This is a genomic window from Bradyrhizobium sp. MI1.11 (assembly GCF_055811255.1).
The window spans coordinates 14,420-26,957 of sequence record NZ_JBVVPM010000053.1 but is presented as its reverse complement, the minus strand read 5'-3'; the positions used below and the strand labels follow the sequence as shown (position 1 = coordinate 26,957).

The 12,538-nt window shown below is 62.3% G+C and carries 9 protein-coding genes; 1 reads left to right on the top strand and 8 read right to left on the bottom strand.

Going from position 1 to position 12,538, the window contains the following annotated elements; all coding sequences use genetic code 11:
* Positions 1–93: 93 nt before the first annotated feature.
* Complete coding sequence (locus tag AC0L30_RS34030; RefSeq protein ID WP_473406178.1) at positions 94–2,397, bottom strand: iron-containing redox enzyme family protein; 2,304 nt, start codon at positions 2,395–2,397, stop codon at positions 94–96.
* A 53-nt stretch (positions 2,398–2,450) separates the two neighbouring features.
* On the opposite strand from AC0L30_RS34030, the gene AC0L30_RS34025 reads away from it, so the two are divergent.
* On the top strand, positions 2,451–3,362 hold the full coding sequence (locus tag AC0L30_RS34025; protein WP_473406177.1) for a beta-ketoacyl-[acyl-carrier-protein] synthase family protein: 912 nt from the start codon (positions 2,451–2,453) through the stop codon (positions 3,360–3,362).
* A gap of 43 nt (positions 3,363–3,405) precedes the next feature.
* Here AC0L30_RS34025 and AC0L30_RS34020 read toward each other — a convergent pair whose 3' ends face one another.
* From AC0L30_RS34020 to AC0L30_RS33990, 7 genes are read right to left on the bottom strand one after another with little or no spacing between them, the layout of a single operon-like run.
* Complete coding sequence (locus AC0L30_RS34020; RefSeq protein WP_473255506.1) at positions 3,406–4,440, bottom strand: C45 family autoproteolytic acyltransferase/hydolase; 1,035 nt, start codon at positions 4,438–4,440, stop codon at positions 3,406–3,408.
* Positions 4,437–5,066, bottom strand: a complete 630-nt coding sequence (locus AC0L30_RS34015; RefSeq protein ID WP_473406176.1) for a GNAT family N-acetyltransferase — start codon at positions 5,064–5,066, stop codon at positions 4,437–4,439. Before AC0L30_RS34015 ends, AC0L30_RS34020 begins: the two co-directional genes overlap by 4 nt.
* A 1-nt stretch (position 5,067) precedes the next feature.
* Positions 5,068–5,322 (bottom strand): acyl carrier protein, encoded by a 255-nt coding sequence (locus AC0L30_RS34010; RefSeq protein ID WP_473406175.1) that lies wholly within the window; start codon positions 5,320–5,322, stop codon positions 5,068–5,070.
* Complete coding sequence (locus tag AC0L30_RS34005) at positions 5,319–6,830, bottom strand: AMP-binding protein (RefSeq protein WP_473406174.1); 1,512 nt, start codon at positions 6,828–6,830, stop codon at positions 5,319–5,321. Before AC0L30_RS34005 ends, AC0L30_RS34010 begins: the two co-directional genes overlap by 4 nt.
* A gap of 1 nt (position 6,831) precedes the next feature.
* Positions 6,832–10,188, bottom strand: coding sequence for a non-ribosomal peptide synthetase (locus tag AC0L30_RS34000; protein ID WP_473406173.1), 3,357 nt, complete (start codon positions 10,186–10,188; stop codon positions 6,832–6,834).
* Entirely contained in the window at positions 10,185–10,502 is a 318-nt protein-coding gene (locus AC0L30_RS33995; protein WP_473406172.1) for a phosphopantetheine-binding protein, read from the bottom strand. The genes AC0L30_RS34000 and AC0L30_RS33995 overlap by 4 nt, the downstream gene beginning before the upstream one ends.
* The gene (locus AC0L30_RS33990) at positions 10,496–12,538 is read right to left on the bottom strand and encodes a class I tRNA ligase family protein (RefSeq protein ID WP_473406171.1); all 2,043 of its coding nucleotides are present in this window, start codon (positions 12,536–12,538) and stop codon (positions 10,496–10,498) included. Before AC0L30_RS33990 ends, AC0L30_RS33995 begins: the two co-directional genes overlap by 7 nt.

Genomic DNA, 12,538 nt, shown 5'->3' with positions numbered 1-12,538 from the left:
TCGATCCGGTATTGCAAGTTCTTCCGAAGGACAAGCGGTGCTGGACGCTCGTGGCGGCAGCGCCGGACGCACGACAACCGGCTCGCCGAACGGTCAAAGCGTCAAAGCACAATGTTCGCGGGTCGCCTCATCGCTGATCATCACGGAGGATGACGATTCCAGCGTCCCACCTTCCATGAAGTAGGCAAATGCAGCATAGCCATTCCAAATGCGGCGCCATTCGGCAGCGCTTGCAGCGGTACCGTATCGCCGCTCGGTTTCGTCGAGATGCGCCTGGATGATCGCCACCGCTTGCCGCGCATGTCCGGCCGAGAGATTGTCGATAGAGAGGTGCACATCCTCGTAAATGTGATCGAAGCCCCAGTGCTTCAGCTTTTGGATCTCATGCAGCCGCACCTCCCCGAGGCCGAACATTTCGACGCCCAGGGTGTATCCGAGAATCTCGGGATGGAGGCGGTCCGGAAACAGGCCGAGCGACAGCTGATTCAACGGGAAAGCGTAGAAGTTGTCGGGGATTTCGTCCTGATCGATGAACGCTTCGTCGCGGATATGCGGCAGGTCGATCTGAAGGCTCCTCAGGACCCGATGGATCAACGTGATGTGGTTCTTCTGAATGTCGCCCAATCCCATCTCGTCGGCATAGATGTTGAACAAAGTCGCATCTGCGTTTCGCTCGAAGCGGCCCGTCCCGCTGCATCGAAATGCCCAACAGCCATCGAGCAGGTTGCCCAGCGCGTAGATTTTCTGACCGAACACAACTTCGTCGCGGGGCGGAATGTCGCCGAGTGGCGCATAGGGTTCGATGAGTTTATGCCAATAGATCGACTCGACCCGCGCTTCCAGGGCCTCGGGAGAATACTCGAAGAAGCGGCCGTCCGTATATCGCCCCGAGGCCTCGTTGCTGAAAAGGACTTCCGCTCGAGCCAACCCGGCGCGTGCGCGCGCCAGCGCGACCGACAATGTATTTGCGAAATTCTCAATATTGACCAGCCGATAGAGCAGCGTCCGGTCGTCGAGATCGGGGGCAGTTTCGAACACCGTGCCGCGGGGCGGGCGATTCCGGATGGCGGCGAGCCACAATCGCGCGACCGGTTCGTCATGCGCCTCGGGTTCCAGGACGATCGGCTCGTTGATTGTTTGAGCCGCGCCATAGAACCACGATTTGAGGACGCACGCTTCCTGTTCGGAAAATATGCCGAACATCGGCCCGCCGAATTTGATGGCGTCGACGAAGCGGCAGCTGCCTTTCGCATCGGCGCGCAGATAGCCGGATCGCTTGAAATCCCGCAGGAAGATGGCGAGATCCAGGTCGGCTTCAGCAAAACTGTCGGAGAGCAGCCTTCCGCCGATCCGGATGCGCCCGTGCTGCTTCCCGGCAAACGGCGCGTGGCGCCGGATAATATCGGCAACCTGCAGATCAAGGGAGCGGTCGGTCGATTTCCCGGCCAGTTCCGCCAGCATCGCCACCTGTCGCCTTTCGAGGCCGACAAAGACACTCATCGCATCGACAACACGACGGGACAAGGCTTCGCCTGCCGGATCATCTTCCAGCCCGTCGAGATAGGTGTCGAGCGCCTCCCATGCCGCTTCGGGTGTGACGATGGGAGCTAGCGCCGCGACCTGGTCGTCAATCCCCACGGTGTGGTAAGCGGCGTGGATTCCCACCAACTCGGGGAGGTAGGTCGCCGGATAGCGAGACAGCGACAGCAGGAAAGCGGCCTGCAGCAATATCATCGGTTCCGTCGCGGCGGCGCGGAAGAAGCCGGCATCGGAGATCGACGGCAGGATAATGCCGGCCGCCTCGAGCGATCGCCGGCGCAAAGCTACACATGAGCGGGCCGGGCAGCCCTCGCCAAGAAGCAGCCATCTCTGACCGAACAGGATGTTGACGATGGCGGCAGGCTGGGTCGCGGGTTGCGATACGGTGTCGAGCCAGCAATCGCCGAGTAACGACAGGACAGCCCGCCTACGAAGGAGAGAGTGTCTGGCCGCCGGACCTGAGGCGATCACGCCGTCGAGCGCTGCGGCGATGGTGATACGGTGCTCTTCAAGCCAGTGCCACAGCCGTTCCCGATCTACGCGGTCGCCGCGGAGGAGCGGCGCCTGCACTATTGCTTCCAGCGCTCCATCGCCCCACTCCTCGACGCTCAGCGTGGCATCCAGAATCTGCTTGGCGACCAGCAGCATCGCCTCACTCTCGCCATCCTTCAACAGGAAGGCGGCAATGTCGGCCGGTTCTGCGGCCAATACAGCATCGGCCAATGGTCGGGCGGCCGGGTTGAAATGGAATAGACCGATCATGCCACCAAGGAAACGATGTTCGGGGAGGCTTTGCACGTCATTCACGGTCGTATCCGACTTGGACAACTTGCCGATTGATTGCGGCCAGCTTTTCATTTCACATCCTCGCTGTGGCTACCCCATCACACCAACTGGCGGATCGGCGCGGCATGGAAGACTCGAAATTGCATCTTCACGGCTGCCACTATCTCCTCGGAGAAGAAGAGCGGCGTGTGTCGGAGATTTCCGGCCTGGCCGGGTGGCTCGCGCGAAACCAGATGATCGACGACCCTGGTTTGTGGGGCTGGGATCGTTTCCGCGTTACGGTCAGACCGAGGATCGAGCTGCTGGCCGAGACGGCGCGCCGGAGCCTGTCGGATTTTGGTGTCCGTCAGCCACCCGTCGATGCCGTCATCCTGTGCGCAACGCACTTTCCGACCGATGTCGAAGGGCATGCCGATTTCATCGGCCGGCTGCTCGAGACTCTGGGATTGCACCAAGCCATCCCGTACGGCGTGACCCTGAATCGCTGTGCGACCCTCACATCTGCTCTCGGTCTGGCCGAGGCGCTGGTCCGCAGCGGGCGGCACCACGCGATCCTGGTGGCGGCCGCAGATACAATCGCGCACGATGAAAGGCTGCGTCCCTTCGCGGTGTTCAGCGACGGGGCAGCAAGCTGCATCGTCAGCACCGGACAAGGTGGTGAATTCCAACTGCTTGGCACCGCCGCGGCGGTTGATGCCCGAGTGATGAAACCAAATGGCGAAATCTCGACCGATCTGACGCGGCAGGCTAATGCCGAACTGTTCGCGCGGGCGGAGGTTGGTTTCCGCGATATCAAGTACCTCGCGCACAACAATCTGTGGAAGCCGATCGTGCTCATGAAGGAACAGCAGGCTGGATTCCGCCGCGACCAGCTCCATCTCGACAATATTCCACGCATCGGCCACGTCTTCTCCTGCGATCCACTGATCAATATGATCGACCTGGCGGCAAGCGGTGCCGTAGCGTCGGGCGAGCTGCTGGCCCTGGGATCGAGCGTATCCGGCGCCCGCTTCGGTGCATTGCTGCGCAAGTGTTGAATCGAGACCTGGGCCGGCTGAAACGGCGAGATGACGGGCCATCTCACACGACCAGACTGAATTGTTCGGTTCGAGCCAGGGCGGGATTGCCGCGTCGGACAAGGAGTGTGCCGTCCTTCGGCAACAGGACCACGGCGCCGATGGTCTTCTCGCGGCTTATGTTGCCGGTGTCGGGCACGCAGATCGGCTCCTGGCATAAAAGGACCATGTAATCCTCCGGGCCTTTGTGACTCCCCAGACAATCAAGCTGCTTGGCACACGCCTGCAGCCGGCGCACCGAGGAATTGCGCGAGAATAGGTTCATCTGGTCCATTGCGACAAACTCTTCCGACAGGAAATGATTGGTGTGCACGAGCGTGGTACCCGTTTGCACGGAAAGCTTTCCGTCGCAGAGTTCGACGGTAACGCTACGACGTGCATCGCATAGCGAGAGCGAACGTGAACTGGCGAGCGGCGCCCTTGACAACCAATCCAGGCATGAATCGATATCGCTGCAGCTGTCGAGCAAATGGCGGATAGCGAGATAGGGTGGGATGCCGGGGCGCCATGTGCCGCCGAGCACAAGGTTGAGCCCGATCGCCAAACCGTCGCTGTTGAGGCCGAGATACCCGAGCAGCCCCGTGAAGCTCAGCAGCAGGACCCGGCGCGGACTCGACCGATGAGCAATCCGGAGAATGACCATCTGGTCGTCCAGATTGCCATTGAGGTCGATGGTCTGGGCAAGCACGGGGTTGTCTTCGCCGTGCCTGCACAGTGTCGTACAGTCGCCTGCCGTATGAAACCGCGAATAGCCCATCACCTCACGGCGTATTTGCAGCAACATCGCTTCGTCCGGCGCGATCTCGGCGCCTTCGGCCAAGCCCTCGATTTCTTCGGCAAGCGACGGCGCCGCCGCGGCGATCTCGCGGCGATAGGCCGCAAGCTCCGGCTGCAATGTCGTGAGGCTGATCTGCCGCGGCAAGACCCGATTGAGCCGCGCCAGATCGTCATCGAGAAAGGTGCGGATCTGCTGGCGCAGCGCCATTCCATGGCCGCGTCCGAGCTCGCGCGGCATGCCTTCGAGGCACAGCGGCTTCACTGGCCCGCACCAACCAGTTCGCTGGCTGCCCTGGTCAGTTTCACTTCTTCGAGCAGGCCGGACCGAACGATCGTCCATTCGCGGCGCAGGATGCTGTAATAGATCGCGTCGCGGCGACGCCCACCTGGCATGTAGTTGAAACTTCGCAGCACACCCTCCTCGGTCGCACCAATATTCTGCAAGCCCTTGCGGGCCTGGAGATTGAGCACGTCAGTCTTGAATTCGACACGTTCGCAGTCGAGCCGCTCGAAGGCGTGCTGCAGCAGGAGAAATTTAGCCCAACGATTGAGCCCCTTCCCTCGATAGGGGCGGCCGAGCCACGACCAGCCAATTTCGAGCCGCCGGTCGGCCTCAGCCAGATTTCCGTAGGCCATGCTGCCCGCCACAGACCCCGTCGCCTTGTCGATGACGGCAAAGACGACCCGGCGGACGGCAGCGGTGTCCTCGACCGCTTGCTTGATGAAGCGGGCCAGATCCACGTCCGCGTCGATCCGCTGCACGAAATAGCGCCAGATATCGTCATCGAACGCGACTTCGGCGAGCGCCGCACGATCGGTGAAAGCGATTGGGCGCAGCAGCGCATAATCGTTTTCGAGCCGTACCTCGGCGAGGTCCTTCCAAGCCATATCAAGCCTCCTGGCGGCCGGCAGCCGCGAACAGCGTGACAACATCGCGCGGGGTCTTCAGGCGGGCGATATCCTTGTCGGCAAAGTTGAAAACGGGGACCCCCGTCTCCTCGCATAGCGACGTCATGAGCAGCACCAGATTGAGCGATGTCAGACCGTATTCAGCGGAAAGGTCGGCATCGAGGGCGATCCGATCGACGTCGACATCGAGTAGTTTTGCGAGGTTTCGGCTGACGATAGACTGAAGATTGCTCATACCGAATCCCTCGACGCTTGGGTGATGTCATCCGCAAATCGGGCCAAAATGGCCCTGCGTTTTGGTTTGAATTGCGAGGTCAACAGACCGTTTTCGATGCTGAACGGCTCGTCAACGATCAGGAACATGCCGATCCGCTCATCCGGCCGGCTCGTCTCATTGAGATCGGCGATATGATGCTTGATGGCGTCGCGCGCCGTCTCGTCGAGCGGCGCGCAGAGGATCGCCGAAAGGCGATCCTGCCCTGAACCGACAACGATGCAGTTCTCGACCTCGGGACAGGTCCGAAGTCTTTCCTCGATCGGCCGGACAAGGACGTTGCGGCCATTGGTGAGCACGACGATATCGTCGGCTCGGCCCAGAATGTAGAGAAACCCATCCTGGTCGAAGCGGCCGAAATCGCCGGTGCGTACCGAGCCGTCAGGCTGGAAGATGCGCTCCGAGTCGCCAGGAGCGCAGAACAGGTACCTCGTATTCACCGGGAAATCGCTGTGCACGACGACAATGCCCTCCCCGTCGATCGAAACATGTTTGCCGTCGATCGGCTTGCCGACGCTGCCGCGTCGATGAGCACCTGGCGCATTCTTGGTGACGATGCAGGTCTCGTTCATGCCATAGCCTTCGAAGATCGGCGTGCCGCAATCCTCGAAGAAGCGCAACATGTCCGGGCGAGCCGGAGCGGAGCCGGTCCAGAGATAACGGATCCGAGGTCCCATCGCCTCGATTGCGGCGCGGCGGAGCGCATCCGGATTGGCGCTCGCGACCCGCGTCGCGATCGCTTTGCGCAGCGTCTCGAAGAAGGCCGGAACACCCATCACGACTGTCGGCGCCTCGCGCGACAGCGCGTAATATGCCAATTCGTAAGTCGACAGCACAACGTCATGCCCGTAGACGAGAGCGGAATAGACCCAATAACGCTGCTGCAGCAGCGATAGCGGCAAGAAAATAAAGAGCTTGTCTTCGGGCGAATGATTGAACAGCGCCTGTGTCGCAGTGATCGAGCTGTCGATGCTGCCGACCGTGGCCGCGAGGCCCTTGGGCTCACCGGTGCTCCCGGACGTGAATTTGATCGTCGTCACGTCACCAGGCGCAAAGGTGACGGGAGGCAGGTCGAGATCCTCCGGCATCGCTTCCAGCGTGGCAAGCAGGTTGTCCATCGGCAGAATGCAAGATGCGCTCGAGGCTTCATCGCTGAAGACGATGCGCAGCGTGTATCGCTCGGCGAGTGCGGGCGTTGCCGGGAATTTCCCCGCCTCGAAAGTGGCGGTGACTGCCTTGAGCTTCAGCGCGGCCAAGTCGAGCAGCAGCCATTCGAGCCGGTTCTTGGCCACGATGCCGATCCGGTCCCCGGCGGAAACACCAAGGCGCTGGAGATGGACAGCCGTCTTCCGAGCAAGCCGGTCGAGCTCGGACAGCGACAGCACGGTTCGCCCGCCCGGGCCGAAGATGGTGATCGACTTTGCGCTTGAGGGCCGACCATTCGCGACCCGGTTGATGATCTGCTCCATGTCAAGAGGTCTTGATTTGAGGTTGCGCTTGGTCGAGGTGGCTTGCCATCTTACGCGGCGTGTCGAGGTGCGGCAGTTTGGCGATCGGCACGGAGATGCCGAACTCCTTGCGTATGCGGGCGAGGAGCCGGACGCCCGACAGCGACGTGCCGCCCAGTTGGTAGAATCCACTAACCGGATCAATCGCGTCATTGCGCAATATGTCGGACCAGATGCGGATAACCTTCGCTTCGAGTTCGGTTGGCGGAGCCGGAATGGCTTCAGTCGCCGTGTCCGGCGCGTCCGGGATCGCCGTCTGGGCGAGCAAGGCTCGGTCGACCTTGCCGTTCCCGGTCAGCGCCAAGCGCTCCAACCAAACGAATTGGCGCGGCACCATGTACTCGGGCAGAGCCGCTTCGAGCGCCGCAGTCAGCTGGCATTCGGCTGCCATGGCCTCGTCGCCGGTTCCAACGAGACAGGCGACGAGGCGGGGACCGTCTCGCGTGCTGCACCCTATGACGGCGGCAGCGGCAATACCCGGCTGATTGATCAGCACGGCTTCGATCTCCGCCGGATCGATGCGATAGCCATTGAGCTTGATCTGGAAATCGACCCGGCCAAGGATCTCGATGTTTCCGTCCGGCCGATAGCGGGCGCTGTCGCCGGTACGATAGAGCCGTTCGCGCAGCGACTCGTGGTCGAAGAAGGCGGCAGCGGTAAGGGCTGGATTGCCGAAATAGCCCTTGGCAAGCCCCTCGCCGGCGGCATGGAGTTCGCCCGTCACCCAATCGGGGCATTCGCGGCGCTGCGCATCGAGGATATAGGCACGGTTATTGGCATTCGGCTTCCCGTAAGGTATCGGTCCATCGCTCAAGTCGGGGTGGTCGATCGGATAAAGGATGTTCCACACCGTCGTCTCCGTCGGGCCGCCCAGGCTGACTATCCGAACATCTGGCTGCAGTGCCGCGATCCGCCCCGGCAGCGTCGCCGGAATGCGGTCGCCGCTCATGAGCACGAGGCGCAGCGTGTGTGGCAGCGCCCGGCCGGACGCAACGGCCTCATCCACCAGCAACCCCACGATCGCCGGCACCGAATTCCACACCGTGACACCCGCCCGTGTGGCCAGATCGAGCCAATGCTCCGGATCTGCTGCGCGTGCTGCGTCGGGAATGACCAGCGCGGCACCGGCCGACAACGCGCCGAATATGTCGAAAACGGAGAGATCGAAGCTGCAGCTGCTGACCGCGAAGAAGCGGTCCCTGGCACAAATCTCGAAGCGCGCTGTCGTATCGGCGACCAGATTGACCAGGTTGCGCTGAGCGACCATCACGCCTTTCGGTACGCCGGTCGAGCCTGAGGTATAGAGGACATAGGCAAGATCGTCTTGTGCTGAATCGACCGGAGCGAAGTCCTCGGGCCGCGTATCAGCTTCCGTGTGCTGAGCCCGCTCCAGAAAGGTGTCGTCGATAGTCAAGCTCGCCGTGCCCTCGCGGTTTTGGACTGCGGCATCCTGCACCAGCGAGCACCGTATTGGCCCGACCGACAGCAGGGCCTCGATCCGCGCCGCTGGAAGCCCCGCCTCAATCGGCACATAGGCGGCGCCCGCGAGGCTCGCACCGAGGATCGCGACGATCTGCTCCCACCCCTTGTGCATCACGACGCCGACCAGATCGTCACGGCCAATTCGGTTGTGCTTGAGCCAGCGCGCCACTGCGCACGCTCCGGCGCGCAACTCGCCATAGCTCAGGCGCTTGGCGCCGCAATTGATTGCCAGGGCATCTGGTGCTGCCGCGGCATGCCGCAGAAAGCGCGCTAAGGGCGGCCCCGGTGGAATTGCGACGGCCGTGTCATTGGCTGCCCGGCGCTGAGCGAGCTGGTCCGGCGGCAGAAGCCCCTGGTCGATGCGGCACCACGCCGCGTCACCGGCGGCGAGCGCGACGAGAAGCCGCTCATAGCTCTCGGTTAGAGCGGCGACGAGCCCTGCCGGAAACAGCGCGTCAACCGAATCCATCTGGATCACGAGATCGCCGTCGCTCTCCAGCGCGAACACATTGAGCCATACCTGCGGTGTCTGGCTGACCGAATAGACCTCGTGCCCCCAGGCGGCGATCGCCGAACCGTCCGGAACGGCTCCGAGCGTGCTATTGAAGGTGAACGGCATAGGCGCGGCCTGACCGCTGCAGGCACGCCGGCCGATTTCCCGCATGACGTCGAGACCGGAGAATTGGCGATGATCCAGTGCCTCGCGCAGTCGGGTCTGGATTGTAGTGGCGCGCTCGGCGAAATCGGCTCGGACATCGATCTCGATCGGCAGCAGCAGGCAATCGGTGAAATTGCCGATGACGCGATCGATATCGCGATGGATCGGTAGGCGGTTCGCCAGGGTGACGTTGAGCGAAAAGCGCTCGCCGGCGCCCCAAAGCGACAAGACCTCTGCATAGGCGGCGGCGAGCACGGCATTCGGTGTCAACGTCCGGCGGGCCGCCTGCGCCCTGAGCGCGGACCAGCGCTCCGGCTCGATGCGGAATCCATGGCGGACCGAGACCATACCGCTCATCGTCGCCGGGTTGCCGCACAGCGGCAGCTGCGGATGGGGCGGGATCTTTTCCAGCTGACTGAGCCAGTAATTGCGCGCACGCCGATATTCCGGTGCGCTGCGCGCCGCCGCGAGCGCGCGAACGTAATCGAAAAACGATACTTGTAAGCGGTCGCGCAAGCCCGGCCGGCCCGGCGCGACATAGGCCCGGTGCCAATCCTCGAAGAACAGGAATGCGCTGCCGCCGTCCATGATGAGCCCGTCGTGGCTGACATGAAGGATCATCTGGGCTTCGCCCAGGATTGTCAGCCGTACTTCGATCAGCGGCGCGCGGTTGGCCGGCAACACCTGGTGGGACATTTCGGCCCGCGTACGATCCCGCGCCGCGTGCCGGTCGGCACTCTTCAGGCCACGCAGATCCGCCACCGCGATCCGCACCGGCTGACACTCGGCGACACTATCTTCAACCTGCGTCGCATCGTCAGCGAAGCGGGTGCGCAGCATGCCATGCCGCTCGACGACCACGGCCAGGGTCGCTTCGAGCCGAGCGGCATCAAACACACCTTCAATCTCGCGGTAGACATGGGAAGACACGCCACCCATGGCGAAGTGATATTGGCGACCATAGTAATAGCTTGCCTGCATCGGTGTCAGCGCGACGCACCCGCCGTCGTTCTTTGCGGCCCGCAAATGCTCGATCAGCTCGGACTTGGCGCCGCGGATCAGTCCGATCAGCGCCGGGTCGATCGCCGATCGAGGCCCCTCGAGGCGCAGGTTCGAGCCGTTGCGCAACAGGACGAGGCCCCGCTCGGCGACGACTCTCAGAATGCTCTCGGCACTCATATATCGATTCCTTCTTGCTGACAGGCGGCAGGCCGCGCGATCGCCAGGACGAAGAGTGCGTCGACCGTCTCTGCCTCCAGAATGTCGCCGACCGAAAGCTCGATGCCCCAGTTGTTCTGCAGCTTGTATTGCAACGACATCGCGCCGAGCGAGGTGAGGCCGAGATCAGCCGGTCTCTGTGACCGGATCAGTGCATCGGGTACGAGGTGCAGGATCGCTCGAAGTGTCGCTTCAAATTCAGTCCGTATGACCGCTTCCGGATCGGACGGTGACTGGCCGTGTATCTCGATCTTTATCTGAGGCTGCCTCAGCATGGCCGAGCGCTCCTAACAAGCCGTCCGGCATCGTCGGACGATGCCGCTCCCGGAACAGCGAAGAAGCACGTCGTGGCAAGCATGATTTTCGCGCCGGGCTGCAGCAGCGTCACCCGATCCGGCCAGTGCGACGTGGCGTCATCGGCACCGATCGCTTCGGCCAGCTTGCCGGCGAAGCGCGGCATGACCGGGGCGGCGCATTGAGCGAGCAACCGCACTGCTGCCAGTTCGAGCGCGATAACGGTGCGCCACTCATCACAGGCGTCAGGATCACCGGACAGGGACTGGTGCGTCGTCGTGAAATGAATCACGTCGTCGACCAATCCATTGAGTTCGCGCATCACGCCATTGAGCGAAAAGCCGTCTGCGCCATAATGTACCGCGATCGTATCGAGCCTGGTCTGCAACCGCGCGAGCAAAGCGCTCTGAAGCGGTGACCAGGCGCCGGCGTCCGGGGCGTGGCCCTCGAACTGCGAGGCGACACGATCGCCCAGCCCGTTCAGCCAGGTTTGCCATCGCTCTATCAATGTCCCCGAGATGACGGCCTGGCAGCTCTTCAACTTGAAATTGGTTCGCTCCGTCTCGCCGCGCGTCAGCGCGAGATAATAGCGCACGGCATCGACCGTCTCGGGCGACAGAACATCCTTGCCCCAAATCGCATGCCGCCGGCTGGTCGAAAACTTCTTGCCGTCGAGCAGGTAGAACTCGTTGACGTTATAGTCGATGTCGCAGGACCAATCGGGATAAGCGAGGGCGTACAGCACCGGATACAGGATCGTGTGGTAAAAGCTGTTATCGTAACCGAAGAAATGGACGATCTTCCAGTTGCGCTGCGGCGCGTCCGCCGACCAATCCTGGCCGTGGCGGCGGCCAAGCTCAGCAATGCCATGCAAGAATCCATAGGCCATTTCGGGCCAGACCCAGATGACTTGGCGTCCTTCGACCGGTTCTACCGGCGGCACTCCCCACTCGGCTGGGTGGGTGACGGGCAAATGGAATTCCTTCCGCGCAAAGACACGCCGGGCGAGATCCTGGAGCCGCGGCGAAACCTTGCCGATGCGGTGATGCGCCAGCACGATGTCGCGAAAATCATGGAGCGGCAGGGAGTAGCGTTCGGCCGTCCCGCGCGCTGGCTCCGCCGCGCAAAGATTGGATCTGGCTCTGACGATATCGACGCAGAGATTGGGCTCGCCGCATTCCTCGCAGATGTTGCCGCCGGTCGGTGCCGAGCAACTCGGGCACAACCCGCCGATATCGACCTCATAGAGATACTTCCGGGTCTCTCCATCGAAGAGTGCCCCGTCTTTTCGCCGTTGCACCGCACCGGATTCAACCAGGCGCGAGAAGAAGTCCTGTAGTCCTTTCCGGTAGGTCGGGTCCGTTCCGGTAACGGTGAATTGGTCGACCATGATGTCCATGAGAGAAAGCGTCGCGCGTATCTCGGCGCCATAGTGCGCGGCAACGCGCGAAGGTTCGGTGCCTTCCTTCAAGGCGCGGCTGACCACATAGCTTTGGAAATCGTCGCTGCCGGTGAGGTGATAAGCCGCGACCCCGTTCATGCGTTGGAAGCGGACGAATACGTCGGCGCCGAGATAGGGGCCGGAGAGATGCCCCAGATGAAGATCGCCGTTTGGCGTGGGCGGCGTCGAAAAGACGAAGACAGGCCGTCCGGAAAAGCGTTCCTTGCCGGTATTCTTGGCCGCTTCGGCGGCGCGGGCTGGATCGCGACAATAGAGATCCAAGAACTCCAGCGGCACGCTGCCCGGATTTCGCAGCGTGTGAGTTTCAAAAGGCTCGAATATCGCCACCGAGCCCGGGCCGACGTCATGGATGACGTTGTCGACCACCAGCTCGCCCTTGCCCTTGAGTATGACGAATGCCTCGGTCTCGTCATGCTGGTGCGGTGTCGTCTGGCCCCCCGATAAGACGCGCCCGAAACTCGCGGAAGCGCCTGGGCCGGCAAGGCTGCCGACCGGCGCCATCTCGATGCCGAACGCAACCGAGTAGGCGCTTTCGTCCACGGTTATGATTCTCAT

Excerpts from the sequence above, each read along its gene's own strand:
- AC0L30_RS34000 (WP_473406173.1), bottom strand. The coding sequence starts at position 10,188 with ATGAGTGCCGAGAGCATTCTGAGAGTCGTCGCCGAGCGGGGCCTCGTC.
- AC0L30_RS34025 (WP_473406177.1), top strand. The coding sequence starts at position 2,451 with ATGGAAGACTCGAAATTGCATCTTCACGGCTGCCACTATCTCCTCGGA.
- AC0L30_RS34030 (WP_473406178.1), bottom strand. The coding sequence starts at position 2,397 with ATGAAAAGCTGGCCGCAATCAATCGGCAAGTTGTCCAAGTCGGATACG.
- AC0L30_RS34010 (WP_473406175.1), bottom strand. The coding sequence starts at position 5,322 with ATGAGCAATCTTCAGTCTATCGTCAGCCGAAACCTCGCAAAACTACTC.
- AC0L30_RS33990 (WP_473406171.1), bottom strand. The coding sequence starts at position 12,538 with ATGAGAATCATAACCGTGGACGAAAGCGCCTACTCGGTTGCGTTCGGC.
- AC0L30_RS34005 (WP_473406174.1), bottom strand. The coding sequence starts at position 6,830 with ATGGAGCAGATCATCAACCGGGTCGCGAATGGTCGGCCCTCAAGCGCA.
- AC0L30_RS34015 (WP_473406176.1), bottom strand. The coding sequence starts at position 5,066 with ATGGCTTGGAAGGACCTCGCCGAGGTACGGCTCGAAAACGATTATGCG.
- AC0L30_RS33995 (WP_473406172.1), bottom strand. The coding sequence starts at position 10,502 with ATGCTGAGGCAGCCTCAGATAAAGATCGAGATACACGGCCAGTCACCG.